The sequence below is a fragment of the Streptomyces shaanxiensis genome, from assembly GCF_039537145.1.
Lineage (GTDB): Bacteria > Actinomycetota > Actinomycetes > Streptomycetales > Streptomycetaceae > Streptomyces > Streptomyces shaanxiensis.
In genome coordinates, this window is record NZ_BAAAZY010000006.1 from 247,760 (window position 1) to 273,553 (window position 25,794).

24 protein-coding genes and 1 pseudogene are annotated in these 25,794 nt (G+C 70.3%); 11 read left to right on the forward strand and 14 right to left on the reverse strand.

The window, feature by feature from the left end; genetic code table 11:
• Window positions 1-25: 25 nt before the first annotated feature.
• On the reverse strand, window positions 26-499 hold the full coding sequence (aroQ, locus tag ABD932_RS07890; RefSeq protein ID WP_345010013.1) for a type II 3-dehydroquinate dehydratase: 474 nt from the start codon (window positions 497-499) through the stop codon (window positions 26-28).
• Window positions 500-603: 104 nt separating this feature from the next.
• On the opposite strand from aroQ, the gene ABD932_RS07895 reads away from it, so the two are divergent.
• Window positions 604-1,650, forward strand: coding sequence for a S66 family peptidase (locus ABD932_RS07895; RefSeq protein ID WP_345010015.1), 1,047 nt, complete (start codon window positions 604-606; stop codon window positions 1,648-1,650).
• 95 nt (window positions 1,651-1,745) lie between these two features.
• On the forward strand, window positions 1,746-3,017 hold the full coding sequence (locus tag ABD932_RS07900) for an MFS transporter (protein WP_345010017.1): 1,272 nt from the start codon (window positions 1,746-1,748) through the stop codon (window positions 3,015-3,017).
• A 49-nt stretch (window positions 3,018-3,066) separates the two neighbouring features.
• Here ABD932_RS07900 and ABD932_RS07905 read toward each other — a convergent pair whose 3' ends face one another.
• The 7 genes from ABD932_RS07905 to ABD932_RS07935 form a co-directional block, all read right to left on the reverse strand.
• Complete coding sequence (locus tag ABD932_RS07905) at window positions 3,067-4,167, reverse strand: calcium:cation antiporter (protein ID WP_345010019.1); 1,101 nt, start codon at window positions 4,165-4,167, stop codon at window positions 3,067-3,069.
• A gap of 115 nt (window positions 4,168-4,282) precedes the next feature.
• Window positions 4,283-4,585: a hypothetical protein gene (locus tag ABD932_RS07910; protein ID WP_345010021.1), complete on the reverse strand. Its 303-nt coding sequence runs from the start codon at window positions 4,583-4,585 to the stop codon at window positions 4,283-4,285.
• A 126-nt stretch (window positions 4,586-4,711) separates the two neighbouring features.
• Window positions 4,712-5,713 carry a TerC/Alx family metal homeostasis membrane protein gene (locus ABD932_RS07915; RefSeq protein ID WP_345010023.1) on the reverse strand — a complete coding sequence of 334 codons (1,002 nt, stop codon included), beginning with the start codon at window positions 5,711-5,713 and terminating at the stop codon, window positions 4,712-4,714.
• A gap of 225 nt (window positions 5,714-5,938) precedes the next feature.
• On the reverse strand, window positions 5,939-8,011 hold the full coding sequence (locus ABD932_RS07920) for a TerD family protein (protein WP_345010025.1): 2,073 nt from the start codon (window positions 8,009-8,011) through the stop codon (window positions 5,939-5,941).
• A gap of 61 nt (window positions 8,012-8,072) precedes the next feature.
• Window positions 8,073-8,651, reverse strand: a complete 579-nt coding sequence (locus ABD932_RS07925; RefSeq protein WP_126391172.1) for a TerD family protein — start codon at window positions 8,649-8,651, stop codon at window positions 8,073-8,075.
• A 196-nt stretch (window positions 8,652-8,847) separates the two neighbouring features.
• On the reverse strand, window positions 8,848-10,995 hold the full coding sequence (uvrB, locus tag ABD932_RS07930) for an excinuclease ABC subunit UvrB (protein WP_345010028.1): 2,148 nt from the start codon (window positions 10,993-10,995) through the stop codon (window positions 8,848-8,850).
• A 40-nt stretch (window positions 10,996-11,035) separates the two neighbouring features.
• Window positions 11,036-11,902 (reverse strand): MHYT domain-containing protein, encoded by an 867-nt coding sequence (locus ABD932_RS07935; RefSeq protein ID WP_345010030.1) that lies wholly within the window; start codon window positions 11,900-11,902, stop codon window positions 11,036-11,038.
• A gap of 278 nt (window positions 11,903-12,180) precedes the next feature.
• On the opposite strand from ABD932_RS07935, the pseudogene ABD932_RS07940 reads away from it, so the two are divergent.
• From ABD932_RS07940 to ABD932_RS07950, 3 genes and pseudogenes are all read left to right on the forward strand, one after another.
• Window positions 12,181-13,038: pseudogene (locus tag ABD932_RS07940) on the forward strand (glycerophosphodiester phosphodiesterase); the annotation flags it as partial.
• A 74-nt stretch (window positions 13,039-13,112) separates the two neighbouring features.
• On the forward strand, window positions 13,113-13,667 hold the full coding sequence (locus tag ABD932_RS07945; protein WP_345010032.1) for a methylated-DNA--[protein]-cysteine S-methyltransferase: 555 nt from the start codon (window positions 13,113-13,115) through the stop codon (window positions 13,665-13,667).
• Window positions 13,668-13,860: 193 nt separating this feature from the next.
• A complete protein-coding gene (locus ABD932_RS07950; protein ID WP_345010034.1) occupies window positions 13,861-15,150 on the forward strand; it encodes an MFS transporter in 1,290 nt (429 codons plus the stop codon).
• 2 nt (window positions 15,151-15,152) lie between these two features.
• Here the strand turns inward: ABD932_RS07950 and ABD932_RS07955 are convergent, their stop codons facing one another.
• Entirely contained in the window at window positions 15,153-15,614 is a 462-nt protein-coding gene (locus ABD932_RS07955) for a VOC family protein (RefSeq protein ID WP_345010036.1), read from the reverse strand.
• A 99-nt stretch (window positions 15,615-15,713) separates the two neighbouring features.
• On the opposite strand from ABD932_RS07955, the gene ABD932_RS07960 reads away from it, so the two are divergent.
• Together ABD932_RS07960 and ABD932_RS07965 are read left to right on the forward strand one after the other, a co-directional pair.
• On the forward strand, window positions 15,714-16,622 hold the full coding sequence (locus tag ABD932_RS07960; protein WP_345010038.1) for a pseudouridine-5'-phosphate glycosidase: 909 nt from the start codon (window positions 15,714-15,716) through the stop codon (window positions 16,620-16,622).
• Between the two features lie 130 nt (window positions 16,623-16,752).
• Window positions 16,753-17,751: a carbohydrate kinase family protein gene (locus ABD932_RS07965; protein ID WP_425587424.1), complete on the forward strand. Its 999-nt coding sequence runs from the start codon at window positions 16,753-16,755 to the stop codon at window positions 17,749-17,751.
• Window positions 17,752-17,811: 60 nt separating this feature from the next.
• Here ABD932_RS07965 and ABD932_RS07970 read toward each other — a convergent pair whose 3' ends face one another.
• Complete coding sequence (locus ABD932_RS07970) at window positions 17,812-18,606, reverse strand: methyltransferase (RefSeq protein ID WP_345010040.1); 795 nt, start codon at window positions 18,604-18,606, stop codon at window positions 17,812-17,814.
• A 305-nt stretch (window positions 18,607-18,911) separates the two neighbouring features.
• Here ABD932_RS07970 and corA point away from each other — a divergent pair, with 305 nt between their 5' ends.
• Window positions 18,912-20,039: a magnesium/cobalt transporter CorA gene (gene corA, locus ABD932_RS07975; protein ID WP_345010042.1), complete on the forward strand. Its 1,128-nt coding sequence runs from the start codon at window positions 18,912-18,914 to the stop codon at window positions 20,037-20,039.
• A 90-nt stretch (window positions 20,040-20,129) separates the two neighbouring features.
• Here corA and ABD932_RS07980 read toward each other — a convergent pair whose 3' ends face one another.
• The 3 genes from ABD932_RS07980 to ABD932_RS07990 form a co-directional block, all read right to left on the reverse strand.
• A complete protein-coding gene (locus ABD932_RS07980; RefSeq protein WP_126391192.1) occupies window positions 20,130-20,567 on the reverse strand; it encodes a CBS domain-containing protein in 438 nt (145 codons plus the stop codon).
• A 136-nt stretch (window positions 20,568-20,703) separates the two neighbouring features.
• Entirely contained in the window at window positions 20,704-21,132 is a 429-nt protein-coding gene (locus ABD932_RS07985; RefSeq protein WP_345010045.1) for a PPOX class F420-dependent oxidoreductase, read from the reverse strand.
• 54 nt (window positions 21,133-21,186) lie between these two features.
• Window positions 21,187-21,819, reverse strand: a complete 633-nt coding sequence (locus ABD932_RS07990) for a nucleoside/nucleotide kinase family protein (protein ID WP_425587420.1) — start codon at window positions 21,817-21,819, stop codon at window positions 21,187-21,189.
• A gap of 174 nt (window positions 21,820-21,993) precedes the next feature.
• On the opposite strand from ABD932_RS07990, the gene ABD932_RS07995 reads away from it, so the two are divergent.
• From ABD932_RS07995 to ABD932_RS08005, 3 genes are all read left to right on the forward strand, one after another.
• Complete coding sequence (locus ABD932_RS07995) at window positions 21,994-22,689, forward strand: DUF2293 domain-containing protein (protein WP_345010049.1); 696 nt, start codon at window positions 21,994-21,996, stop codon at window positions 22,687-22,689.
• A gap of 311 nt (window positions 22,690-23,000) precedes the next feature.
• Window positions 23,001-23,480 carry an anthrone oxygenase family protein gene (locus tag ABD932_RS08000; RefSeq protein ID WP_345010051.1) on the forward strand — a complete coding sequence of 160 codons (480 nt, stop codon included), beginning with the start codon at window positions 23,001-23,003 and terminating at the stop codon, window positions 23,478-23,480.
• 178 nt (window positions 23,481-23,658) lie between these two features.
• Window positions 23,659-25,146, forward strand: coding sequence for a glutamate synthase subunit beta (locus ABD932_RS08005; protein WP_345010053.1), 1,488 nt, complete (start codon window positions 23,659-23,661; stop codon window positions 25,144-25,146).
• Window positions 25,147-25,248: 102 nt separating this feature from the next.
• On the opposite strand, the gene ABD932_RS08010 is transcribed toward ABD932_RS08005, so the two are convergent.
• Entirely contained in the window at window positions 25,249-25,776 is a 528-nt protein-coding gene (locus ABD932_RS08010) for a carboxymuconolactone decarboxylase family protein (protein WP_345010055.1), read from the reverse strand.
• Window positions 25,777-25,794: the final 18 nt, after the last annotated feature.

A 25,794-nucleotide genomic window follows, 5' to 3' on the forward strand; every position in this document is an offset into this window, starting at 1 on the left:
TACATGTTCGCCCCGCCGGCTGACGTCAGGTGTCGGCCTGTCCCGCCCCCGCCAGTGCCGCGACCCGCTCCACCCCGAAGACGTACCCCTGCACACCGCAGCCCGCGATGACGCCCTCGGCGCGCAGGGAGACGTACGAGTGGTGCCGGAACGCCTCGCGCTTGTGGATGTTGGAGATGTGGACCTCCAACACGGGCAGTCCGTCGCAGGTGTTGAGTGCGTCCAGAATCGCGACCGACGTGTGCGAGTAGGCGCCCGGGTTGATCACGATCCCGCAGTGGTTCAGGCGCGCCTCGTGGATCCAGTCGACCAGCTCGCCCTCGTGGTTGGACTGCCGGAAGTCGATCGTGCCGCCGTGCGCGGCCGCCGCCTTGGCGCACAGTGCCTCGACGTCGGCCAGGGTCTCGGAGCCGTAGATCTCCGGCTGGCGCTGGCCCAGCAGGTTCAGGTTGGGGCCGTTGAGGATCATGATCGGGGCGTTGGCCAGGGTGCGGGGCACGGTTCCTCCGGTCCTTTCGGGGTCGGGCGGCGCGTCGACGACCGCTGCTCAGACCCCGGTTTATCACGGTGCGCGGATCACGCCACCGGTCCTACCCTCCAGTCATGACCATGATCTCGTACCCTCCCAAGCCCTCCCCCGGCGACCGCATCGCCGTCATCTCCCCCGGCGCGGGCCTGCCCGGGCTCTTCCCGCGCCCCTTCGAGCTGGGCCTGGAGCGGCTGCGCAAGGACTACGAGCTCGAACCGGTCGAGTACCCGGCGACCCGCAAGATGGGCTCGACGCCGCAGGAGCGGGCCGACGACATCCATGCCGCGTTCGCCGACCCCGACATCAAGGCGGTCATCGCGTCCATCGGCGGCGACGACCAGATCACCGTGCTGCCGCTGCTGGACCGGGAGTTGATCCGGGCGAACCCGAAGCCGTTCTTCGGGATGAGCGACAACACGAACCTGCTCATGTACCTGCGTAACACGGGGATCGTCGGGTACCACGGCGCGACCGTGATGACCGCACTGGGCCGCCCCGTCGCCATGGAGCCGTTGACCGCCGAATCACTGCGGGCCGCGCTGTTCACCTCCGGTGAGTACGAACTCCGGCCTGCCGAGCGCTGGAACGACGTCAACCGCGACTGGGCCGACCCGGCGACCTTCGACGCGGAGCCGGAGACGCGGCCCGGCAGCGGATGGACGTGGGTCAACGACGACCGGGTGGTGGAAGGCCGCAGCTGGGGCGGCTGTCTGGAGATCCTCGGCTGGCTCCTGATGGCCGATCGCGAGATCGCCCGCGATCTCTCCGAGTACGACGGCGGAGTGCTGCTCCTGGAGACGTCCGAGGAGATGCCGAGCGGCACGGAGGTCTTCCGCATCCTGCGGAACATGGGCGAACGCGGCCTGCTCCAGCGCTTCTCGGCCCTGCTGATGGGCCGGGCGAAGACCTGGTCCTTCGAGTGCCCCAACAGCCCGGAGGATGCCGCCCGTTACGCCACGGAGCAGCGCGAGGCCGTGCTGCGGGCCATGCGGGTATATGCCCCCGACACCCCGATCGTCTTCGACGTGGACTTCGGCCACACCGACCCGCAACTCGTCATCCCCTACGGCGGCATCGTCCGCGTCGACGGCCCCGCCCGGCGCATCACCGTCACGTACTGATCAAGCCCCGGCGCGCCCGTGCGCCCCCGTAACCCGTGGTCACCGTGGGTAGTTGACGCAGCATGCACGATGTACGCACCGTAAAGGACCCCTCCATGCTGCGGCTCGCGGCCGCCTCGCTCGCCGGGACGGCCATCGAGTTCTACGACTTCTTCGTCTACGGGACCGCTGCGGCGTTGGTCCTGGGGCCGCTGTTCTTCCCGACGTTCTCGCCGGTCGCGGGGACCCTGGCCGCCTTCGTGACCTTCGGCGTGGGCTTTGTGGCGCGGCCACTGGGGTCGGTGCTGTTCGGGCACATCGGCGACCGGCGCGGACGCCGGCCGGTCCTCGTCGCCTCGCTGCTGCTGACCGGCGCGTCCACGGTCGCGGTGGGCTGCGTACCGACGTACGACACGATCGGTGTGTTCGCTCCGCTGCTGCTGCTCGTGCTGCGCTTTCTGCAGGGGCTCGGCCTCGGTGGCGAGTGGGGCGGTGCCGTGCTGCTGACCGTGGAGCACGCGCCCGCCGAGCGACGCGGTCTGTGGTCGAGCTTCCCGCAGGTCGGGCCCGCGCTCGGCTTCCTGCTGGCCAACGGGGTGGTGCTGGGGCTGTCGGCGACCCTGTCCGAGGCGCAGTTCGCGGCGTGGGGATGGCGGGTGCCGTTCTGGGCGGCCGGTGTGCTGGCCGTGGTGGGGCTGTGGCTGCGGTCGTCGCTCGCCGAGAGCCCCCGGTTCCTCGAAATCGACGACCACGCGCGCGTGCCGCTCGCCGAGGTCGTGCGCGACCACTGGCGACTGGTGCTGCTGACGGCCGGAGCCCTCGCCATCGGGTACGCGATCTTCTACGCCGTGACGACCTGGTCCCTCGCCTACGGCACCGAGCGACTCGGAGTGGACCGCAGCGTCATGCTGACCTGCATCATGGCGGTGGTGCTGGTGAAGGGCTCCCTCACACCGGTGGCGGCGGTGCTCGGCGACCGGTACGGGCGGCGGCCCCTGACCCTGATCGGATGCTCTGCCGCCGCCCTGTGGATGTTCCCGATGGTCGCGCTCCTCGCCACGGGCGAGCCGTTGCTGATGTTCCTGGGCTTCCTCGGGGCGATGCTCGCGTTCATCACCATGTTCGCCGTGATCGCCGCGTATCTGCCGGAGTTGTACGAGCCCCGGGTGCGCTGCACGGGCGCCGCGGTGGGCTACAACCTCGGTGGCGTTCTCGGGGGCGCGCTCACGCCGATCGCGGCGACGGCGCTCGCCGAACAGGGCGGTCGGGTGCCCTGGGGTGTGGGGGCGTATCTGACGGGGATCGCGCTGCTCAGCCTGGGGTGCTTCGCGTTGCTGCCCGAGACACGGCCGGTGCCCGCCGTGGCGGCGGAGCCCGCCACCGGGTGACGGGCTCCGCCGCAGCGATGAACGACGGCGGTCACGGACCGTACCGCCGTCACGGATTGAGCGCGAGTTCCAGGTACGCCGCGAACAGCACCAGGTGGACGCCGCCCTGGAGCGGCGTCGCACGCCCCGGCACCACCGTCAGCGAGCTCACCACCACCGTCAGGGCGAGCAGCACCATGTGGGTGGGGCCGAGGCCGAGGACGAGCGGGCCCGAGAGCCAGATGGAGGCCAGGGCGACTGCGGGGATGGTCAGGCCGATGCTGGCCATCGCCGAGCCGAGCGCGAGGTTCAGGCTGGTCTGCACGCGGTCGCGGCGGGCGGAGCGCACCGCGGCGATCGTCTCGGGGAGCAGCACCAGCAGGGCGATGATCACGCCGACCACGGCGTGCGGCAGGTCGGCGGCGGCCACGCCGGACTCGATGGTGGGCGACACCCCCTTGGCCAGGCCGACCACGCCGATGAGGGCCAGGCCCAGCAGCCCCAGGCTGATCAAGGCGGCGCGCTTGGAGGGCACCTGGGCGTGGTCGTCCACGGTGATCACTTCGCCCTGCCGGGTGATGGGCAGGAAGTAGTCGCGGTGCCGCACGGTCTGGGTCGTCACGAACAGGCCGTACAGGATCAGCGAGGAGAGCGCGGCGAACGTCAGCTGCACGCTGGAGAACTCCGGCCCGGGCTTGCTCGTCGTGAACGTCGGCAGCACCAGGCTGAGTGTGGCCAGGGTGGCGACGGTCGCGAGCGCCGCTCCCGTGCCCTCGGGGTTGAAGACCGCCGTACGGTGCCGCAGCGAGGCGACCAGCAGGCACAGCCCGACGATGCCGTTGCAGGTGATCATCACGGCCGCGAAGACCGTGTCCCGGGCAAGGGTGGAGCTCTTGTCACCGCCGTCCGCCATCAGGGTCACGATCAGGGCGACCTCGATGATCGTCACGGCGACGGCGAGGACGAGGGACCCGAAGGGTTCGCCGACCTTGTGGGCGATCACTTCGGCGTGGTGCACGGCGGCCAGGACGGCCCCCGCGAGGACCAGCGTCACCAGCGCGACGATCGCGCCGGGCAGGTCCCGTCCCCAGGTGAAGACCAGCAGGACGACCGCGAGCACCGGCACGAAGGACGTCCACCGGGTCGTGAGCGGCCTGAGCCGAGCGATCATGGAGCGATCGTCGCAGAGGGCCTGGAGGTTCGCATTCCGGTCCGTGTGGTCGTCAGGGTGGCTGTCGGGCGGCCCCGCGCCCTCGGGGTGCGGGGGCCCTGTGTGCCGTATGTCGCTACGCGAAATCGGTCATCTCCTGTACGTCACAGTCCGTGAAGGACGGCGGCCTGGTGCACAGCGCGGCCATCTGCTCCGCGAACTTGGTCGTCTCGGGATCATCGTTGTTGCGCATGGCGTCCTCGTAGGAATCGAACTCGATCACTACGAGGTAGCGGTTGGTCTGGTCCCTGTCCTTGAGGACGAGCCGGCGCGTGGGGCCGCCGCTGCGGTCTGCCAGGCGCTGCTGCGTCTCGTGGGCCAGCTCCCGCATCTCATCGATGCGATCGGTCTCGAAGTCGATGATCTGCACGAACTTCATGGGTGCCTCCGACGGGCCGTGGTGTCCCCGGCCAGGGACACCCAGCACCAACGAAGCACCGGGAGCGGTGCTCGGCAATTCGCTGGGCACCACTCCCGGTGTTGGTTGTTCCTACGTCCGACGTGGTCAGACGTCGATGCTGTCCTTCGGAGCGCCTTCGCTCCGCTCCTGCGCCGCCTCGGCCGCCGCCTGCTTCTTGGAAGCCCGCAGGCTGGTGATCGTGGTGACGATCAGGACCGAGCAGATCACGCCGAGCGAGACCGGAATGCTGATCTCCGGGACGTGGACGCCGGACTCGTGCAGCGCGTGCAGCACCAGCTTCACACCGATGAAGCCCAGGATGATCGACAGGCCGTAGCTGAGGTGGACCAGCTTCCTCAGCAGGCCACCGATGAGGAAGTACAGCTGCCGCAGACCCATCAGCGCGAAGGCGTTGGCCGTGAACACGATGTACGGGTCCTGCGTCAGGCCGAAGATCGCCGGTATGGAGTCGAGGGCGAAGAGCACGTCGGTGGTGCCGATCGCCAGCATCACGACCAGCATCGGGGTCATGACCCGCTTGCCGTTCTGCTGGATCCACAGCTTGGTGCCGTGGTAGCGGTCGGCCACGCCGAAGCGGCGCTCGGCGGCCTTGAGGAGCTTGTTCTCCTCCCAGTCCTCGTCCTCCTCGTTGGCCCGGGCCTCCTGGATGAGCTTCCAGGCGGTCCAGATGAGGAAGGCACCGAAGAGGTAGAACACCCACGAGAAGCTGGCGAGGATCGCGGCACCGGCGGCGATGAAGATGGCCCGCAGCACCAGGGCTATGAGGACACCGACCAGCAGCACTCTCTGCTGGTACTGGGACGGCACCGCGAACTTCGCCATGATCAGGACGAAGACGAAGAGGTTGTCGACACTCAGTGACTTCTCGGTGATGAAGCCCGCGAAGAACTCGCCGGCGGGCTGCCCGCCACCGAAGACCAGCAGGCCGAGCCCGAAGAGACCGGCCAGGGCGATCCAGACAACGGTCCAGATCCCGGCTTCCTTGATCGACACGTCGTGCGGCTTGCGGCCGATGAAGAAATCGACCGCGATCAGGGCGGCAAGGCCCACGATGGTCAGGACCCACAGGGTCGTAGAAACTTCCACTGCGCCTCCGGCAGTACGTAACGGCAAATGACAGCGTCGTCGCGCGCCGGAGGTCTCTTCCACCCACGATGGGCCGACGCCCCGGGATCTGGCCTGATCCGTATTGACGGGTACGCCGCAGCAGACAGGGAGTACTCCCCTCCGTGGGATGAACAGTACCCCAATCACCAAGGAAAGGTAAAGTACTTGGCAAAAGAAAGGCCAAGTGTGCTGGTCAGAGGCACTTTACTGGTACTTGGTGCGAGCCGCCGCGACCTGCGTGAGCACCTGCTGGAGCACCTGGCTGCCGGGCGGCACGAATGAGGGCTCGTAGGTCCAGGCATGCCCCACCCACGGGTCGGCGAGATGGTCGTCCGGCACCGGGGTCAGTCGCAGCAGCGAACGCCACAGCGGGTCGAGCAACGGGCCGTAGCCGGCCGCCTCCTCCTGGTCCGCGACCATCATCAGGTGGACGCCGACGGCGGGCCCCTCGTCCGCCAGGTAGCGCAGCTGGTTGACAGCACGGTCGTCGAAACCGTGCGGGAAGTCGTTGACGATCAGCAGCTGCTCGGAGGTGTCGAAGCCGGGCGGCAGGGAGTCGGGGGCACCGCCGCGCACCGCCATCTGCACCAGGTCGACGCGCTGGGTGAGCCGCGTCAGGGTCTCCGTGACACCGGCCGCGCCCACGGCGGGCGGGGCCGCGAGCACACCGGTCTGCACCAGCGGCGCGAGTGCCTGTGCGCCCGAACCGGCCGGATCGATGACGTGCACCGTGAACTCGCCCGCCGGATAGACGGCGAGCAGCCGTGCCGCGTGCGCCACCGCCGTCTCCATCGCCAGGCGCCGCAGCTCGTGGGAGTCGGTGAACGAGCCGTCGAGCGATCCGCCGCGTCCGCTGTCGATCCACAGACCGCGCTCCAGCGGCAGCCGGACCAGCATCGGGATACGCAGCCCCTCGCTCTCGGGCAGATGGAGGTCGCCCAGGCGCAGGGCCATGGGGATCTCCATCGGTACGCGGTAGCCGTGCCAGACCGGGTTGTCCCAGCGTGCGTACGCGGGCGGCAGCGCGGGTTCGACGACCTCGGCCTCGGCGGTGAGCTGGGCGATGTCCCGGTCGAGCGTCGCCCTGGCCTGGTTGACGAGCTGGGCGTGCTTGACCTGGGCCGCCTCGCGTGCGGCGTCGCCCTGCCCGCCGATCCGGCTGCGCGGGTCCGACAGGACCTGGTCGAGCTCCTTCTCCATGCGCGAGTCGGCGAAGTCGACCGCGCTGCGGTAGGCGGCGGTCGTACGGGCCAGGTCCTCGAACATGCCCCACACCTGGTTGTAGAGCCGCTCGTCCATCGACCAGCCGGTGGCGTCACCCGCGACGGGCTGCGCGGGCTGTCCGGGCTGGGACGGGGGCGCGGCCGGCGGGGGCGGCGGCGGAGCCGCGTTCTGGCGGCGCGGGTGGCTGTAGTCGATCGGCCCGCCCGACGTGGGCGTGGACTGGGCGGGGTCGCCTGCGCCGGTTCCGTCCTGATACGACGGCTGCGGCGTGGGCCGGCCCGGTACGCCGGGCGGCTGGATGTCGTACGAATCCGGCTGCGCTGCCGAGTGGCCCGGCCCGCCCGGTGTCTGGGTGCCGTAGGGCGACGACTGCTGCGGTGATACGGAGCCGGGGGCGCCCTGCGGGGCGGGGCCGCCCTGGTCCGGGCCGAGTGCCGGTGCGGCCGTCTGCCGGGAGCGGTCGCCGTCCGTCCGCGGCGGGGGCGCCGGCACCGAACGGGCCATGCCCTGGGCCACGGCTTCGTTGATGCCGTCGGCGAGTTGGTGGGCCTGGGGCAGGCCCTGGTCGGTGAGGAGGTCGGCGAGGCCTCCGGCATAGCCCTGGCCGATGGCGCGCACCTTCCAGGCGCCCTGTCGGCGGTACAGCTCCAGGGCGACGACGGCCGACTCGGCCTCCAGGCCGTTGATGGTGTAGCTGGCGACCTCGGTGCCGTCGAGGCCGGTGACCGCGACGAAGGGGGTGGGGACGGCGCCGAAGCGGGTCGGGCCTGTGACTCCGATCGGCAGGGCGAGCAGCACACTGATGCGGTGGACGGCCTCCGGCATGGCGTCCAGGTCCACCGCCAGGCGATGATCGGCGGCCGCCTGCCGGGAGACTTCGAGGCCGGGCAGAGTAGGGGCGCCGGGGTGCGCCACCCATTCGACGCCGTGGATCCTGCCCTGCTCGTCGCCGAGCGTGGCTCCGGCCACGATCGGCGTGCCGGCCGAGACCCGGATCTCCAGTCGGGCCTGGGAGAGCGGGTGGTTCTGTCCCCGCACCAGCTCGGCCGTCATGCCTTCGTCCCCCTGTGTCGCTTTTCGTGTCGTGTGCCGCCCGCCGGGCCGCCCTGCAGTCCTACAGGTGCGGCAGGATCGCCGGCATCAGGTCCTGGAAGGTGCGGCCGTTGGCCGGGGTGCCCAGGGCGGTCATCTGCCAACCGGCGCCCGCGCGGTGCACCTTCGCCATGATCTGGGCCGTGTAGGAGCCGCCGCCCGCGAGGGTGTAGCGGGCGAGCTCCTCGCCGTTGGTCTCGTCGACCAGGCGGCAGAACGCGTTCTGCACCTCCTGGAAGGTCTGGCCCGTGAAGGAGTTCACGGTGAAGACGATCTGGTCGATGTGAACCGGGATGCGCGCGAGGTCGACGAGGATCGCCTCGTCGTCACCGCCCTGGCCGACACCACCGACGAGGTTGTCACCGGTGTGGCGCACCGAACCGTCGTCGCTCACCAGGTGACGGAAGAAGACGACGTCGACCGGCTGCTTGTCCGCGAACAGGACGGCGGAGGCGTCGAGGTCGACCTCTCGCGTCCGCGAGCCGAACAGGCCGCGCCGGGGAGCCGCCTGCCAGCCGAGACCCATGCGCACCGCGGTCAGGCTGCCGCCGTCGTTCTTCTGCAGACTGATGGCCTGACCCTTGGTCATGTTGACGGTCACGTGCTGAATCCCCTCTCGAGCTGTCCCCTGTTGGCCGCGGGCTCCGCGGATGACCAGAACCCTACGCAGGGGCACTGACAGTGCCGTACCCCGGTCCGCACTTTGTGTCGGTCTTGCAACACAGCGCGTACTCGGTGGCCCCCGAAGGGCGTTCGGGGGCATCGGTTCGGGGCGTGGACCGGCGTCTGCGGTCCCGTCAGGCCAGGCCCGCCTCCCTCATCTGGCGCAGTTCCTTCTTCATCTCGGACACCTCGTCACGCAGTCGGGCCGCGATCTCGAACTGCAGATCCGCGGCGGCGGCGCGCATACGCTCCGTCAACTCCTCGATCTGCTCGGCGAGATCGGCCGCCGGCCGGTCGGTCGGCACCGTCTCCTTGCCCTTGCCCTTGGCCGGCTTGGTCGCCTTCGCGCCCTTGGCCGCCTTGTCGCCGAGAGAGGGCACGGGTGCCTTGGTGCCCCGGCCGTCCTTCTTCGCGCGGTAGCCCGTGCCGAGGAGCTGCTCGGTGTCGACGTCCTCGCGGGCGATCTGCGCGACGATGTCGTTGATCTTCTTGCGCAGCGGCTGGGGGTCGATGCCGTTCGCCTTGTTGTAGGCGACCTGCTTCTCGCGGCGGCGGTTGGTCTCGTCGATGGCCTTCTCCATCGCCGGGGTGACCTTGTCGGCGTACATATGGACCTGGCCGGAGACATTGCGCGCCGCGCGGCCGATGGTCTGGATGAGGGAGGTGCCGGAGCGCAGGAAGCCTTCCTTGTCGGCGTCGAGGATCGCCACCAGGGACACCTCGGGAAGGTCGAGGCCCTCCCGGAGGAGGTTGATGCCGACGAGGACGTCGAATTCGCCGGCGCGCAGCTCGCGCAGCAGCTCGACACGGCGCAGCGTGTCGACGTCGCTGTGCAGGTAGCGGACCTGGATGCCGAGTTCCAGGAAGTAGTCCGTGAGGTCCTCGGCCATCTTCTTGGTGAGGGTGGTGACCAGGACGCGCTCGTCCTTCGCGACGCGCTCCCGGATCTCGTGGACCAGGTCGTCGATCTGGCCCTCGGTGGGCTTGACGACGACCTCCGGGTCGATCAGGCCGGTGGGGCGGATGATCTGCTCGACCTCGCCGTCCGAGCGGGAGAGCTCGTAGTTGCCCGGGGTCGCCGACAGGTAGACGGTCTGCCCGATGCGCTCCTGGAACTCCTCCCACTTCAGGGGCCGGTTGTCGAGGGCGGAGGGCAGGCGGAAGCCGTGGTCGACGAGGGTGCGCTTGCGGGACGCGTCGCCCTCGTACATGGCGCCGATCTGCGGCACGGTGACGTGCGACTCGTCGATGACGAGCAGGAAGTCGTCCGGGAAGTAGTCCATCAGGGTGTTGGGCGGGGAGCCGGGCGAGCGGCCGTCGAAGTGCATCGAGTAGTTCTCGACGCCGGAGCAGGAGCCGATCTGGCGGAGCATCTCCAGGTCGTACGTCGTGCGCATCCGCAGGCGCTGGGCCTCCAGGAGCTTGCCCTGCTTCTCCAGTTCGGCGAGGCGCTCGCCCAGTTCCTTCTCGATGTCGTTGACAGCGCGCTCCATGCGCTCCGGGCCCGCGACGTAGTGGGAGGCCGGGAAGACGTACAGCTGCTGGTCGTCGCTGATGATCTCGCCGGTGAGCGGGTGGAGCGTGGACAGGGCCTCGATCTCGTCGCCGAACATCTCGATGCGGACGGCGAGCTCCTCGTAGACCGGGAAGATCTCGATGGTGTCGCCGCGCACCCGGAAGGTGCCGCGGCTGAAGGCCATGTCGTTGCGCGTGTACTGGATGTCCACGAAGCGGCGCAGCAGCTGGTCGCGGTCGATCTCCTCGCCGACCTTGAGGGGGACCATCCGGTCCACGTACTCCTGCGGGGTGCCGAGGCCGTAGATGCAGGAGACCGAGGCGACCACGACGACGTCACGGCGGGTGAGCAGCGAGTTGGTCGCGGAGTGGCGCAGGCGCTCGACCTCCTCGTTGATCGAGGAGTCCTTCTCGATGTAGGTGTCCGACTGCGGGACGTAGGCCTCGGGCTGGTAGTAGTCGTAGTACGAGACGAAGTACTCGACGGCGTTGTTCGGCAGGAGCTCGCGGAATTCGTTCGCCAGCTGGGCGGCCAACGTCTTGTTCGGCGCCATCACCAGGGTGGGGCGCTGGAGCTTCTCGATCATCCACGCGGTGGTGGCGGACTTGCCTGTGCCGGTCGCGCCGAGCAGGACGACGTCCTTCTCGCCGGCTTCGATGCGCCGGGCGAGCTCGGCGATGGCCTGCGGCTGGTCGCCGCTGGGCTGGTAGGGGCTGACGACCTCGAAGGGCGCCACCGTGCGTTCGATGCTGGAAACGGGCCGCATGGAATCCACCGTACGACCCGCCACTGACAACGCGGTCCGATCAGTGGTTCTGCGGGGCTCGGGAGCCTCGGTGGCCCTTGGCTTGGCGGGGCCGCAGCGGCGGGCGGCGGGTCGGGTGCGGGACGGTGGCGTGCGCCGGGACGCCCGGCTTGTGCTCGACGGGGGCACCGGTGGGTTTCCCCATGACCATCTTCGGGTCGAACAGCACGACGGCGCCCGCGAGGAGGAGGAAGGCGAGCGGGCCGACCAGCATCGGCGCGAGCAGGGAGGCGGGCGAGTCACCCGACGAGGGGGCCTCCGTGCCGTGGAGATGAACGCTCAGGGCGGCCATGCCCGTGTAGTGCATGCCGCTGACGGCGAGGCCCATGACCAGGCTCGCGCCCACGCTCCACAGGAACCCTCTGACCTGTCCGGCGGCCCACAGGGCGGCGGTGGCCGCCACCATCGCTATCACGACCGAGGCGGAGACGGTGAAGGTGTTGTACTCGAGCCTGCCGTTGAGCTGCATACCGGCCATGCCGAGGTAGTGCATCGAGGCAATGCCCAGGCCGGTGATGGTGCCGCCGGTGAACAGCGCCGTTCCGCTGGCCCCTCTGTAGCCGACGATGAAGATCCCGATGCCCACCATGACGATGGCGACGGCCAGGCTCGCGAACGTCATCGGTTTGTCGTAGTGGATCGGCGTCTCCGCGACCGTGAACCCCATCATCGCGACGAAGTGCATGGTCCATATGCCGGAGCCGATGGCCGCCGATCCCAGGGCGAGCCAGCCCGGGCGCCAGGAATGCGAGACGAGCATCGATCTGGTGGTGCAGCGCAGACCGAGGGCACCGCCGAGGCAGGCCATGAGGTAGGCCACCAGCGGTGTGACGAGTCCGTAGCTGAAACCGTCGATCGTGCCCTGCATACGCGGCTGCCCTTCCCGCCCTCTTACGTCCCGGAACTCCGTGAAATGCGCCCCCTCCCAGGACCGCCCGAGCGGTCAGGGTTGAGGCAGAGAGTAACTCCCACCGCAATGGTCGAACGATTTTCCGGCAAAGAAACACGGGCTTGCCCCAGTTGTGCGGCACAGGTGAGCGGGCCCGGGCAACTCCATTCAATCTGTGGCCATTCTGTACTCCCTCATCGTTGACCCTCTGCTGTCAGAGTTGTGCTGTCCGTGATCGTTCGATGCGAGGAGTACGCATGCACGCGCGCGCTGTAGCCGCCACGACGACCGCGCTCCTGGGGACCGCCGCTCTTCTGCTTCCCGCCTCCGACGCCCTGGCCGGCACCGAGCAGCCCACGGTCATCGCCCACCGGGGAGCCTCCGCATACGCCCCCGAGAACACGCTGGCCGCCGTCGACAAGGCCGCCGACCTGGGCATCAGCTGGGTGGAGAACGATGTCCAGCGCACGAAGGACGGCGAGCTGGTCGTCGTCCACGACGACAACCTGAAGCGCACGACCGATGTGGAGCAGGTCTTCCCCGACCGGGCGCCCTGGAAGGTGAAGGACTTCACCGCCGCCGAGATCGCCCGCCTGGACGCGGGCAGCTGGTTCGGTCCCGCGTACGCGGGCGCGCGCGTGCCGACGCTGGAGCAGTTCGCGGACCGCCTGGAGCTGCACCACCAGAAGCTGCTGCTGGAGATCAAGAACCCCGATCTGTACCCGGGTATCGAGCGGCAGACCCTCAAGGTTCTGGACGACGCGGGTTGGCTTGATCCGCACCACCTCGCGAGCCGGTTGATCGTGCAGAGCTTCAGCGCCGACAGCATTCGAACCGTCCACCACCTGAAGCCCGCCGTCAAGACCGGCTTCCTCGGCACACCGCCCGCGTCGGACCTCGCCGGGTACGCGACCTTCGCCGACCAGATCAACCCCTCGTACAGCTCCATCTCCAGGCGCTATGTCGCCTCCGTGCACACCTTCACCGGGCCGCACGGCAGGCCGCTGGAGGTCTTCACATGGACCGTGAACGACGCGGACACCGCCAGGCTGGTCGCCGGGTACGGCGTGGACGGCATCATCACCAACAATCCCGACGTGGTGCGGGACACCCTGCCCGAGGAAAACCCTGAGCGGGAGTCGGCGTCCGCTCTCGGGGCGTTGTCAGCGGTGGGTCGTACGGTGGGCGCATGGACAGCCATGGGCAGTACGAGCAGCAGGTCGTGTGGGCCGTCGTCGGTACCGACATCGGTCCACTGATGCTTGCCGCGACCCGCGACGGCCTGGTCAGCGTCGTCTTCCATGCCACGGAGAAGGTGCGCGACCAGGCACTCGACCGGCTGGCGTCCCGGCTGGGCACCGAGCCGGTCGAAGCACCCGGCTCGCCGCTGCTGGCCGAGGGGATACGTCAGACGAAGGAGTACTTCGCGGGTACGCGGCGCGACTTCGAGCTGCCCCTGGATTGGTCGCTCATCTCCGGCTTCAACCGGGAGGTGCTGCGCGAGCTGGCCGCCGGGGTCCCGTACGGCACCGTCGTCGGGTACGGCGATCTGGCCGGGCGGGTCGGACAGCCGGGTGCCGCCCAGGCGGTGGGCATGGCGATGGGCGCCAATCCGCTGCCCGTCGTGGTGCCCTGTCACCGGGTCGTGGAGCGCGACGGCGGCATCGGTGGGTTCGGGGGCGGCCTGGAGACCAAGCGGAAGCTGCTCGCGCTGGAGGGAGTGCTGCCGGAGCCGCTGTTCTGAGGCTTTCCGGAACTTCCGAGGATTGGGCAGCGCTCTGCAACCGGGCGTCTTCGGCGGACGCACGGGTTGGGCAGGCGGGACCAGAGGGGGAAACTGCGCCTGTGACGACACCTTTCACCCACTTGTACGCGGCCGGCCCGGTGTGCTGTCCCGGGTCGGCCGGTCCGGCGCGCCGTACGGCCGGGTGCGCGTCGTGACCTCCGTCGAGCGGCAGGTCATCGCGACCGTGACGCCCGACCGGCTGCCGGCCCTGCGGCGCCGTACATCGGCCGTGCTGATCGCGACGCAGATCCTGGGCGGGCTGGGTGTCGCCACCGGCATCGCGCTCGCGGCCGTGCTGGCCACGGAGGTCAGTGGCACCGAGTCCTTGTCCGGGCTCGCGCCCACCGCGACCGTCGCAGGTACAGCGGTGCTGTCGATGCCGCTGGCCGCGCTGATGACCGCGCGGGGTCGCCGTCCAGGGCTGGTGCTGGCCTATCTCATCGGTGCGGTGGGTGCCGGTGTCACGGTGGTCGCGGCCGGTGTCGGGAGCTTTCCGTTGTTGCTGTGCGGTATGGCCGCGTTCGGCGCTGCCTCGTCGGCGAATCTGCAGGCGCGATTCGCGGCCGCCGACCTGGCCGAGCCGGAGCGGCGGGCTCGGGCCATCTCGCTCGTCGTGTGGGCGACGACCATAGGCGCGGTCATCGGCCCGAACATCGCCGCGCCCGCCGGCCGCAGTGTCACGGGCCTCGGGATACCCGCGGCGGCTGGACCGTTCCTGTGGGCGGCCGGGATCTTCCTGATATCCGCGGTCGTGGTGGCCGTACTGCTGCGGCCGGACCCGCTGCTGACGGCGCGGGCACTCGCACCGGCCGAGGAACAGTCGCCCGCGGCGCGTTCGCTGCGCGCCGGGCTGGCCGCTGTGGCCGCCTCGTCGCGCGCCAGGCTCGCGGTGGTGACGGTCGCCGTGGCGCACACCGCGATGGTCTCGGTGATGTCGATGACGCCGGTCGACCTCGCGCACCACGGTGCGGGCATCGATCTGATCGGGCTGGTCATCAGCGGGCACATCGCGGGTATGTACGCGTTCGCGCCGCTCATGGGGCGGTTGTCGGACCGACTTGGGCGGCTGTCCGGGATCGGGCTCTCCGTGGGGCTGCTGGCGTGCGCGGTGTTCCTCGCCGGTACGGCGGGCGGCAATCACAGGCAGACGGCCGTCGGGCTGTTCGTGCTGGGGCTCGGCTGGTCGGCGGGGCTCGTCTCCGGTTCCGCGCTGCTCACGGACTCCGTACCGCAGCCCGCGCGCGCCGCCGCTCAGGGGCTCTCGGACCTGATCATGAACGCCTCCGCGGGCGTCGGCGGAGCGGTCGCCGGGCTCGTGGTCGCCCAGGCGAGCTACGCCTGGCTGAACTTCACCGCCGCGTGTCTGCTCGTCCCCTTGGCAGCGCTGGCACTGTTCACGCGGCGCGGGCGGCAGGCGCGGGACGTCTCGGCGGACGGTTGAGTTCAGGCCCGGGCCGCCGATCGAGGGCCAGTCCCCGAGTCGTAGTGCCGGGCCTCGAAGACATTGCCGTCGGGATCGCGGAAGTAGAAGCTGCGCTTGGCCTTCCCGCGGGCGCCGAAGGCGTCGTGGGAAATGTCCGACACGGGCGCGCCGCGCTCCTCCAGGCGGGACCGCAGCGCGTCGAAGTCGTCGCCGGGCAGAGCCAGGCAGACGTGGTTGACCGGGTGGCCGGAGCTGTCGGCGGCGCCGGGAAGCATCTTCATGCGCTCCGCCATGGTGAGCGGCATGAGGTCGAGGATCGTCTCCTCGTTGAGGCGCACGGAGGGGAACGGAACCGCCCCCGAGGAGTATTCGGAGAGCCTGACCGGCTCCATGCCGACCGCCTTCTCGTAGAAGTCGGCCGAGGCCACCGGGTCGCGCACCCAGAGGACGACATGGTCGAGACGTGCGGTGTTGTCCTTCATACATCCCAGGCTGGTGTCGTCTCCCACAGGCCGCAAGGGTTTGGCCTGGTGCGCAGCCCGCCAGAAATGAGGGAAGACCGACAGACAGGAGGCAGGCGCGTGGTGCTGGTGGTGTCCGAAGAGGTGCGGGAGGCGATCGACGCGCGTCGACCCGTGGTGGCCCTGGAGTCCACGATCATCGCGCACGGGCTGCCGCGCCCGCGCAATCTGCAGGTGGCGCTGGAGCTGGAGGACGTCGTACGGCGGGAAGGCGCCGTTCCCGCGACGATCGCCGTGCTGGACGGCCGACCCCATGTCGGGCTGGACAAGGAGCAGCTGGAGCGGGTCGCGAACGAGGACGGGATCCGCAAGCTGGGGCACCGGGATCTGCCGCTCGCGGTGGCCTCCGGGGCGAGCGGGGCGACCACGGTGTCGGCGACGGCCCTGCTGGCGGCCCTCGCAGGCGTACGGGTTTTCGCGACGGGTGGGCTCGGCGGTGTGCACCGGGAGTGGACGGTGACACAGGACGAGTCGGCCGACCTGGGGCTCCTGGCGCGCACGAGGATCACGGTGGTGTGTGCCGGCGTGAAGTCGATCCTGGATGTCCCGGCGACCCTGCAGCGGCTGGAGACGCTGGGTGTGGCGGTGGCCGGTTACCGCACGGAGCGCTTCCCCGGCTTCTACCTCTCCGACTCGGGGCATCCGGTGGAGTGGACGCTTGGATCGCCGCGGGAGGTGGCCGAGGTGATGCGCGCTCAGGACGCCCTCGGCGGGCCCGAGTCGGCGCTGATCGTCGCCAATCCGGTGCCGGAGGAGGAGCAGCTGGATCCCGAACTGCACGCGCGCGTGCTCGCCGACGCGCTGCACGCGTGCGAGGAGCAGGGCGTCACCGGTCAGGCGGTCACTCCGTTCCTGTTGGACTACTTGGTGAGGCACACGGACGGTGCCTCGCTGAGCGCCAATCTCGCGGCGGTGCGCGGCAACGTACGGCTCGCGGGGCGGATCGCGGCAGCGTCGGCCGGGGCGTGAGCGGCAGGTGACCGGGACGGGGGCACGCGGAACCGGGCGCGAGGCGGGCGGTCGCGGACCGGGGAACGGGGCAGCCGTGGACAAGCCGGGGAATGGGGCCGCCGTGCACCATCCGGGCAACGGGGCCGCCGTGCACCATCCGGGGAACGGGGCAGCCGTGCACCATCCGGGCAACGGCGGCACAGCGCCTGACGGTTCGGGGAGCGGACGGGCCGTCAGCCGCGTCGGCGACGGTGCGCTTCTTGTCGTCGGCGACGTGGTGACGGACGTCATCGCCCGGCACCGGGGGCCGCTCGCCTCGGGTACGGACACGGCCGCGGCCGTCCGGACGGTGCCTGGCGGCGCGGGCGCCAACGTGGCCTGCTGGGCCGCGTATTGGGGCTGTGCGGATGTGCGGTTGCTGGGGCGGGTCGGCGTGGACACGGCCGCATGGCACGAGCGTGAGCTGACCGCCGGCGGAGTACAGCCCTGTCTGGTCGTGGACCCGCAGGCGCCGACCGGGACGGTGATCTGCCTGGTCGACACCGGCGCGGCCGCCGAGCGCACCTTCCTCACCGACAGCGGCGCGTCGTTGCGGCTCGAGCCCGGCGACTGGTCGGACGCGATGCTGGACGGTGTCGCCCGGCTGCATCTCTCGGGCTACCTGCTGTTCTCCGAGCAGGGCCGGGCGCTCGTGGCGGTGGCTCTGGAGTCGGCACGCGCGCGTGGCGTGCCGGTGAGCCTGGATCCGGCGTCGGCGGGGTTCCTCGTGGAGCTCGGCGTGGACCGTTTCCTGGCTCTGGTGGAGGGCGTGGATGTCCTGCTGCCGAGCCGCGACGAGGCGTGCCTGCTCACAGGGCTGCCCGATGGGGCGGACGCGGCGGCCAAGCTGAGCCGTCATGTCCCGCTGGTGGTGGCGAAGCAGGGCGCGGACGGCGCTGTGGTCGCCCGGTCGGGCACCGTGAGCGCCCACGTCCCCGCCGTGCCGGCGACGCCTCGGGACACGACGGGTGCGGGCGACTCCTTCACCGGCGCCTTCCTCGCGGCCCTCCTCTCCGGGGCCGGACCGCAGGACGCGGCTCGGGAGGGATGCCGGGCGGGGGCGCTGGCGGTGGAGCGGGTGGGCGGAAGGCCGCCGCGGCGGGGGTGACGTCCGCTGGTCCGGCGTGCCGCCCACGCCCTCGCATGCCCCTTGTCCGCTGTCCGCTGTCTACGCCTTGCGCCCCCACGCCGAGATCATCGGGGTCGCGGCCAGGTCCATGCCGCCGGCGGTGATGTTGGCGAGGTGGCGGTCGATGTCCCGGTCGGTGGCGATGCCCGCGGTGACGAGCTGGTCGCGGATTTCGCGAACGGTGGCGGACTCCAGGGCGGCACAGGCGGGCGAGGAGACCGGGAAGTACACGTCGGCGACCACCCGGCGCAGCCCGGCCGCACGGAGCAGGCGCGGGAGTCTGCGGCCGAAGGAGAGGTCGGCGCCGTGCTCGGCGAGGTGGGCGTGGACGCCGTCGCGGAGGCGATTGGCCAGTTGCTGTTCGGGGCCGTACTCGTCGGGGCAGAGCTGGGGCTGCAGGAGGGGGTCGGCGTCCTCGACCAGGAGCCGGCCGCCCGGGCGCAGGGCCTTGATCATCGACCGCAACGCCCATTCACGGTCCGGTACATGAGAGAGGACGACCCGGGCGTGCACCAGGTCGAACTCCTCCCCCGGCGGCTCCTCGGCGCCCACGTCGTGCACCCGGACCTCGACCGGTGGGCGGGCGGCCGGGGCGAGCCGTGAGGTGTCGAGGTCGGTCGCGACCACCTTTCCGGTCGGGCCGACCTTCTTGGCCAGCCAGGAGACCACCGAGGTGCCGCCGGCGCCCACCTCCCAGCAGCGCCAGCCGGGTCCGATGCCGAACCCTTCGAGGTACCGGAACGTCGTGGGATCGAAGAGAGGGCCCAGTGCGTCGCAGTGCTCGCCCGCCTCGGCCTGCCGGTTGTGGAGGAGATTCCGGTCGGTTCGCATCATGCCGAGATCATCCCATTTGTCTTGTTTGCCGGGAGTGGTCGACGCTCGGTGGGACGGGCCCGAATTCCACCCGCCCCACCCCGCTTCCGGCCATGCGCACCACCCTCCGCACCGCGCATCGCACGACGCTTCGCACCCAACGGACCCATTCCGTACGGAGACCTGGACAGAATCCCTTCATCCACAACCGGGAACAAAGCGGAATCCGCTATTCCCACAGGCTTACCCGCAGCTCACCCCCAACTGGCAAACTGGCCAGCCAGGGCGCAGAAGTGCGGCGCGAGGATCCACGCAAGGAGATCCAGATGTCCATGGCAGGGAATCTGCGGAAGGTCACGGGCCTCGACAAGGTCGGCAGCCTCCGCAAGGTGGCACGGCTGGCTCGACGGCGCCCGCGTGTCGACCTCAGCCACCCCGCCAGGTCCCCGCTGGGCTCCTCCGTGGTGAACTGCGTGACGTACCGGGACGGCGTGCGGGTCCAGGAGAACGGCGACCTGGTGGACGTCGTGCAGCGAGTGCGCAAACGCGGGGCCGGATTCGTCTGGCTGGGCCTCCATGAACCCACGGACCAGGAGTTCGCGGGCATCGCCGAGCTGTTCGCCCTGCATCCACTGGCGGTCGAGGACGCGGTGGAGGCACATCAGCGCCCGAAGCTGGAGCGCTACGACGAGACGCTGTTCGCCGTGTTCAAGACGGTCTGCTACGTCGAGCACGAGCAGCTCACGGCGACGAGCGAGGTCGTGAACACCGGCGAGATCATGGTGTTCGTCGGCCAGGACTTCGTGATCACGGTGCGGCACGGGCGGCACGGCTCACTGGGCCCGCTGCGCGAGGAACTGGAGTCGAACCCCGAGCAGCTCGCCAAGGGGCCGGCGGCGGTGCTGCACGCGATCGCGGACCACGTGGTCGACGACTATCTGAGCGTCACCGACTCGGTGCAGGAGGACATCGACGAGGTGGAGACGGATGTGTTCGCGGAGAACGGCGCGCGAGCCGACCCGGGGCGGATCTACCAGCTCAAGCGGGAACTCCTGGAGCTGAAGCGGGCCGTGGTTCCGCTGGGCCGCCCGCTCGAGAACCTGGCCACGCTGCCGATCCGGGTGGTGGAGCCGGAGATACAGGCCTACTTCCGCGACGTGTCCGACCATCTGCTGCGGGCCAAGGAACAGATCTTCGCCTTCGACGAACTGCTGAACTCGATCCTGCAGGCGCACCTGGCGCAGGTCACCGTCGCGCAGAACGAGGACATGCGGAAGATCACGGCCTGGGCCGCGATCATCGCCGTGCCCACGATGGTGTGCGGGGTGTACGGAATGAACTTCGACTACATGCCGGAGTTGCGCTGGACGTTCGGCTACCCGCTGGTCATAGCCGTGATATCCGTCGCGTGCGTGGTCCTGTACCGCGGCTTCCGGCGCAACGGGTGGCTCTGACGGTTCTCCGGCCGACTCCGGTGCGTCCCCGCCCGGCACGGCCGGCCGGACGGGGACGACACAGGAGGTGAAGGTGGAGCGTTCGCCGGGTCAGCGCCTCTTCTGCGCCCCGGACGTGGCGTAGACGCTCTCGGCCCAGTGGGCGATCTGACCCTCCGACAGATGCCGGGCCAGATCGGCCTCGCTGATCATGCCGACCAGGCGCTTGTCGTCGATGACGGGAAGCCGGCGGATCTGGTGCTCCTTCATCTCCCGGAGCACGTCACTGATGTCGGCGTTCGCGTCGATCCAGCGCGGGGTGCCCTGGGCCATCTCACCTGCGGTGACCTTGCTCGGGTCATGACCCACGGCCACGCAGCCGATGACGATGTCACGGTCGGTCAGGATGCCGCAGAGCCGTTCGTTCTCGTCGCTGATGGGCAGAGCTCCGACGCCCAGCTCGCGCATGAGCTGGGCGGCGCGGTCCAGGGTCTCGTGGGCGGGGATCCACTGGGCGCCGCGGTGCATGATGTCTCCGGCAGTGGTCATTGGAGTACCTCCCGATGCCGGACGGCCGGCGCGGCGCCGGACGCACCGCTAGTCCCGGCGCCCTTCATTCTCGCCGCGCCGTCCGCTGCATGCACCCGGAGCCGAACGGTCACGGCCACCGGCTGGCAGACGGTGATCAGGCCGAGAAACGGACGATCTTCCGCGGGACGACACGGATGATCACTCGGGTCTCGTCGTCCTTCTCGGCGGGCGGGTCGATGCCGAGGTACTTGTGCGAGAGCTCGAACGGGAGCCGCTTGGCCTCGTCCGGGACGATCTCGGCGGTGCCGCGGATCTCGATTGAGGTGTAGGGGTTGGCGAGGTCGTAGACCGAGAGGCTGATGCGGGGGTCGCGGCGGAGGTTGCGCACCTTCTGGCGGGTGTCGACGGAGGAGAAGAGCACGGTGTCGCCCTCGCGCTTGAACCAGACCACCGAGTTCTGCGGGGCGCCGTCGGGGCCGAGGGTGGCCACGCTCGCGAAGTTCTTGCCGTCGAGCAGGGAGCGGAGGGAGTCGTCGAAGGGGGAGTCGCCGGAGGAGATCGGATCACTCGTGGAGTTCGTCATGGCAGCAGGGTAATTAAATGCACGTGCATGCAAAAGCGGATTGCCAGATCCTGCTCAGCCGTTCCACGCCGGGTGTCGCGGGTCGTCGGCGCGCACCAGGACATCCGCGGTGCCGGCCGGGTCGGTTTCGTGGTCGTAGCGCTCGAAGGCGGGGAGGGTCCAGTGATCGGCCTCGGGAGTACGACGACGCAGGGCGCCGGGTGAGAGGAGAACGTGGACGGTCAGGTCGAAGGGAAACCAGTGGCGCAGCAGGAGGGGGCCGTGCAGCAACAGGACGCCGCCGGGCGGGAGTTGGACGTAGGGGCTGCGGGTGGCTCGGTCGGTGAGCGGGTCCCACAGGTCGGGCAGGACGCGGCCGTCGCCCCCGGGTTCGAGAGGGCCGAAGACCTCGCGCCACAGGGCGCCGGTGTCGAACCAGCTGTCGTAATAGGCATCCACGTCCTGGTGGCCGTACTCCAGCCGGACCGAGGCGGGGCGCAGGAAGCCCTCCGCGCTGACGGCGAGCGAGCGGCGACCGCGTATGCGCAGCGCCTCGCCCACCCGCTCGGCGAGGTCTCCCGGGCGGGCCGCCGGGGCACCGTCGAAGGCGACGCGCGGCCAGGGGCTGCCGTCGGCCGGCTTCAGGTCGAGCAGCCGCTCGGCCAACAGGTCGCCGAGCCGGTCCCAGGTGATCGCTTCGAGTCGCACAGGGCCCATGATGCGACAGGGAGGCGGACGGGGTGGCGTGGGGTGCGGGGTGCGCAGTGCGGGGTGCTACGCAGTCGGGGGACGGTACTGCGGTGTGGTCGCGATGCTGAGCGCGGCGCGTCGGACGACTGTCGGGTAGTTCCCCGGACCCGCCCGGAGGGGAATGAACCCGGTATGGCGCCCCTCGCAACTCCCCCACACCGCACCGGCCTTCTGGTGATTCAGCCCCTCAAGCGGCGGCACTGTGCGGAGTGTCATGGGGGGCCGTTGCAGATGCTCGTGCTGGAGGACGGGGCGCCGCGTTGTCTCGACTGTGCGGATCTCGGGCATCTGGTGTTCCTGCCGCGCGGCGACACGGCGTTGACGCGTCGGTCGAGGGAGGAGAGTGCGCTGTCGGCGGTGGTCGTGCGGTTCAACCGGCGCGGAGGCCGTTACGAGCGGCAGGGCGTGCTCGTCGAGGAGGCGGGACTCGCCCGGGCCGAGCAGCGGTGTCTGGCGGACGACGAGGCTCGACGGCGGCGCCGGATGCGGGACGCCCGGCGGCGGGCGCGGGAGGACGTGCGGTTCGCGGAGGCTTTCGCGGCGGAGATACGGCGGCTGTTCCCGGGGTGTCCGGTGGAGCGGGCGCGGGACATCGCCGGGCATGCGTCGGCGCGGGGCAGCGGGCGGGTGGGGCGGAGTGCGGCGGGGCGGGCGCTGTCCGAGGGGGCGGTGACGTCGGCGGTCGTGGCGTCCGTGCGGCATCTGGACACGCCGTACGACCAGTTGCTGATGAGCGGGGTGGCACGGCACGAGGCTCGGCGGCGGATCATGGCGGCGGTGGAGACGACGTTGCGGGGGTGGCGGGCCGAGGTGTCGGAGGCCGGCTGACGGTGATCCCCTTCGGTTTCGGTCGCGCGCCTCGGCGACAGCCGACGCCGACGGGAACCGCCTGGGCAAGAGCGCGCACAGGGCTCGCACGCGCCGGGCACGGAAGGCACTGCGGCCACCACCGGACCCGCGCCGACCGCCCACGGCGCCGTTCCTCAGGGCGCGGCACCCGTCCATCGGCCTGCTGGACGTTCGCGTATGTGCTCGCGCCGCTCGGCCATGGTGACCGTTCTCGTACAGGATTTCACTTGAGGTGACAGATGGGCCGGGCCGGGAAGGATCTCGGCGGGACACGGGGAGTTGACGTTGACATGATCGATGGGCCGTACTTCGTACTGGTCGTGATCGGTGTGGTCGGGACCGGTCTGGTGGCCGGGGTCTTCTGCGCCTTCTCGACCTTCGTGATGCGCGGGCTGGCCGCGCTGCCGCCGGCGCAGGGCGTCGCCGCGATGAAGGCGATCAATGTGACGGCGTTGGCGCCGGCTTTCATGCTGGTGTTCCTCGGGTCGGCGGTGCTGTGCGCGGTGATCGCCGTGGTGACGTTCGTGCTCTGGCCGGACGAGGGGCTGGTGGAGTTGCTGCTGGGCAGCGGGCTGTATCTGTTCGGCTCGTTCGGGGTGACCATGGTGGCGAACGTGCCCCGCAACGACGCGCTGCTCAAGCTCGACGCGGGCACTCCGGAGGCGGCCGACTACTGGCCGACGTACGTGCGCGAGTGGACGGCGTGGAACCACGTCCGCATGGTCGCCTCGGCCGCCGCGACGGTGGCGTACGTCCTGGCCCTCACCTGACCCCGCACCGACTTGGGGCGGGCCGGAGAAAGCGCTGTCCCCCACCCTGCGCACGTGGCTGGTCGGACGTATCGTTGCCGGAAGAGTGCTGGAAGAGTGCCGGAAGAGCGTCGGCAGGGTGTCGCTCGATGACGGACGGCTCCGACACGGCACACGCGCGCACATGAGGAAGACGGCCATGGCCGATCCCAAGGGTTTCATGACCACCCCCCGCCAGGACTGGCCGCGCCGGCCCGTCGAGGAGCGGGTCAAGGACTGGGACGAGGTGTACGTCCCCGGGGCGCTGCTGCCGATCATCAGCAAGCAGGCCGACCGTTGCATGGACTGCGGCATACCGTTCTGCCACGACGCCTGCCCGCTGGGCAATCTGATCCCCGAGTGGAACGACCTGGTGTCGCGGGAGGACTGGCGGGCGGCGGCGGATCGGCTGCACGCGACCAACAACTTCCCCGAGTTCACCGGGCGGTTGTGTCCGGCACCCTGCGAGGCCGGGTGCGTGCTCGCGATCAATCAGCCGGCCGTCACCATCAAGAACGTCGAGTGCGCCATCGCGGACCGGGCCTGGGAGGAGGGGTTCGCGCCGCCGAAGCCGCCGGACCGGCTGTCCGGGCGGACGGTCGCGGTGATCGGGTCGGGGCCCACCGGGCTCGCGGCGGCGCAGCAGTTGACGCGGGCGGGGCACACGGTCGCCGTGTACGAGAAGGACGACCGGATCGGCGGCCTGATGCGGTACGGCATCCCCGAGTTCAAGATGGAGAAGCACCATCTTGAGCGGCGGATCGAGCAGATGACGGCCGAGGGGACCAAGTTCCGTACGTCGACGGCGGTCGGGCGGGACATCGGGGCGGCCGAGCTGCGGTCGCGCTACGACGCCGTGGTGATCGCCACCGGGGCCACGGCCTGGCGTGAACTGCCGGTGCCGGGGCGGGAGTTGAGCGGTATCGAGCAGGCGATGGAGTATCTGCCGCTGGCCAACCGGGTGCGCGAGGGAGATCTGGAGACGTCTCCGCTGTCCGCCGCCGGGAAGCATGTCGTCATCGTCGGCGGTGGGGACACGGGGGCCGACTGTCTGGGCACGGCCGTACGGGAAGGCGCCGCGTCCGTGACCCAGCTGGACATCTACGCCCAGCCGGATGCCGAGCGGGACGAGGACACCGAGCCCTGGCCGACGTACCCGAAGATCTACCGGCTGTCGGCCGCCCACGAGGAGGCGCGCGATCTGGAGACGGCGCCGGCGGCGGACGCGGACGCGCGGCTGTTCGCGGCGTCCACGCTCCGCTTCACCGGTGACGCCGACGGGCACGTACGGTCGCTTCACCTGACCGAGGTGGACGCCCGGCGCCGCCCGCTGCCGGGCACCGGGCGGACGCTGCCGGCCGACCTCGTACTGCTCGCCCTCGGCTTCTCCGGGCCCGACCGGGAGGACGGGCTGATCGACCAGTTGGGGCTGGAACTGCAGCCTCGCGGCACGATCGCGCGGGATGCCGGGTTCGCGACGAACGCGCCTGGGGTGTTCGCCGCCGGGGATGCCGCCCGGGGACAGTCGCTCATCGTGTGGGCGATCGCGGAGGGGCGGGCTGTGGCGGCGGCCGTCGATCGTTATCTGACGGGGAGTTCCAGGCTGCCATCGCCGATCTCGCCGTACGACCGGCCCATGACCGTGTGAGAGCCCCCGGCGGGAGAGCCCCCGGCGGTGGCTGCGGAGGGTTCGGCCACGAGCTCCCGCCTCCCCCGCGACCGCTCGTCCGTCTACCGCCGCCTCGTCCGTCTACCGTCGCTCGTCCGTCCCCGCCACCTTCCCCGTGGCCAACGCCACCCTGTTCCACGTGTTGATCGTCATGATCAGGGCGAGGACGTGAGCCAGTTCCGCGTCGTCGAAGTGGGCCGCCGCCTGGGCGTAGGCCTCGTCCGGGACGCCGCCGTCGGACACCAGGGTCACCGCCTCCGTCAGGGCCAGGGCCGCCTGCTCCTTCTCGGTGAAGAAGTGGCGGGCCTCGCGCCAGACGGCGACCATGTGCAGCCGGTCCTCGCTCTCGCCGGCCTTGCGGGCGTCGTTGGTGTGCATGTGGAGGCAGTAGGCGCAGTGGTTGAGGTGCGAGGCGCGGATCTGGATCAGTTCGACCAGGGTCGGGTCGAGGCCCTCCCGGGCGGCGGCGTCGAAGCCGATGATGGCGCGGAAGACCTTGGGGGCGGCCTTCGCGAAGTCCAGGCGGGTCCTCGCGGCCTCGGCGGCGGCGATGGAGGCAGCGGAGGCAGGGGTACCGGCGGTCGTGGTGTTGATCGTGTGCGTCGTCATGTCCCTCAACCTATGGGT

What these genes read in the sequence shown, in the direction of transcription:
- ABD932_RS07955 (WP_345010036.1), bottom strand. Translation starts at nt 15,614, where the DNA reads ATGAAGGACAACACCGCACGTCTCGACCATGTCGTCCTCTGGGTGCGC.
- ABD932_RS07995 (WP_345010049.1), top strand. Translation starts at nt 21,994, where the DNA reads ATGGCGCCCCTCGCAACTCCCCCACACCGCACCGGCCTTCTGGTGATT.
- uvrB (WP_345010028.1), bottom strand. Translation starts at nt 10,995, where the DNA reads ATGCGGCCCGTTTCCAGCATCGAACGCACGGTGGCGCCCTTCGAGGTC.
- ABD932_RS07900 (WP_345010017.1), top strand. Translation starts at nt 1,746, where the DNA reads ATGCTGCGGCTCGCGGCCGCCTCGCTCGCCGGGACGGCCATCGAGTTC.
- ABD932_RS07920 (WP_345010025.1), bottom strand. Translation starts at nt 8,011, where the DNA reads ATGACGGCCGAGCTGGTGCGGGGACAGAACCACCCGCTCTCCCAGGCC.
- ABD932_RS08010 (WP_345010055.1), bottom strand. Translation starts at nt 25,776, where the DNA reads ATGACGACGCACACGATCAACACCACGACCGCCGGTACCCCTGCCTCC.
- ABD932_RS08005 (WP_345010053.1), top strand. Translation starts at nt 23,659, where the DNA reads ATGGCCGATCCCAAGGGTTTCATGACCACCCCCCGCCAGGACTGGCCG.
- ABD932_RS07910 (WP_345010021.1), bottom strand. Translation starts at nt 4,585, where the DNA reads ATGAAGTTCGTGCAGATCATCGACTTCGAGACCGATCGCATCGATGAG.
- ABD932_RS07985 (WP_345010045.1), bottom strand. Translation starts at nt 21,132, where the DNA reads ATGACGAACTCCACGAGTGATCCGATCTCCTCCGGCGACTCCCCCTTC.
- ABD932_RS07895 (WP_345010015.1), top strand. Translation starts at nt 604, where the DNA reads ATGACCATGATCTCGTACCCTCCCAAGCCCTCCCCCGGCGACCGCATC.
- ABD932_RS07905 (WP_345010019.1), bottom strand. Translation starts at nt 4,167, where the DNA reads ATGATCGCTCGGCTCAGGCCGCTCACGACCCGGTGGACGTCCTTCGTG.
- ABD932_RS07970 (WP_345010040.1), bottom strand. Translation starts at nt 18,606, where the DNA reads ATGATGCGAACCGACCGGAATCTCCTCCACAACCGGCAGGCCGAGGCG.
- ABD932_RS07935 (WP_345010030.1), bottom strand. Translation starts at nt 11,902, where the DNA reads ATGCAGGGCACGATCGACGGTTTCAGCTACGGACTCGTCACACCGCTG.
- ABD932_RS07945 (WP_345010032.1), top strand. Translation starts at nt 13,113, where the DNA reads ATGGACAGCCATGGGCAGTACGAGCAGCAGGTCGTGTGGGCCGTCGTC.
- ABD932_RS08000 (WP_345010051.1), top strand. Translation starts at nt 23,001, where the DNA reads ATGATCGATGGGCCGTACTTCGTACTGGTCGTGATCGGTGTGGTCGGG.
- corA (WP_345010042.1), top strand. Translation starts at nt 18,912, where the DNA reads ATGTCCATGGCAGGGAATCTGCGGAAGGTCACGGGCCTCGACAAGGTC.
- ABD932_RS07980 (WP_126391192.1), bottom strand. Translation starts at nt 20,567, where the DNA reads ATGACCACTGCCGGAGACATCATGCACCGCGGCGCCCAGTGGATCCCC.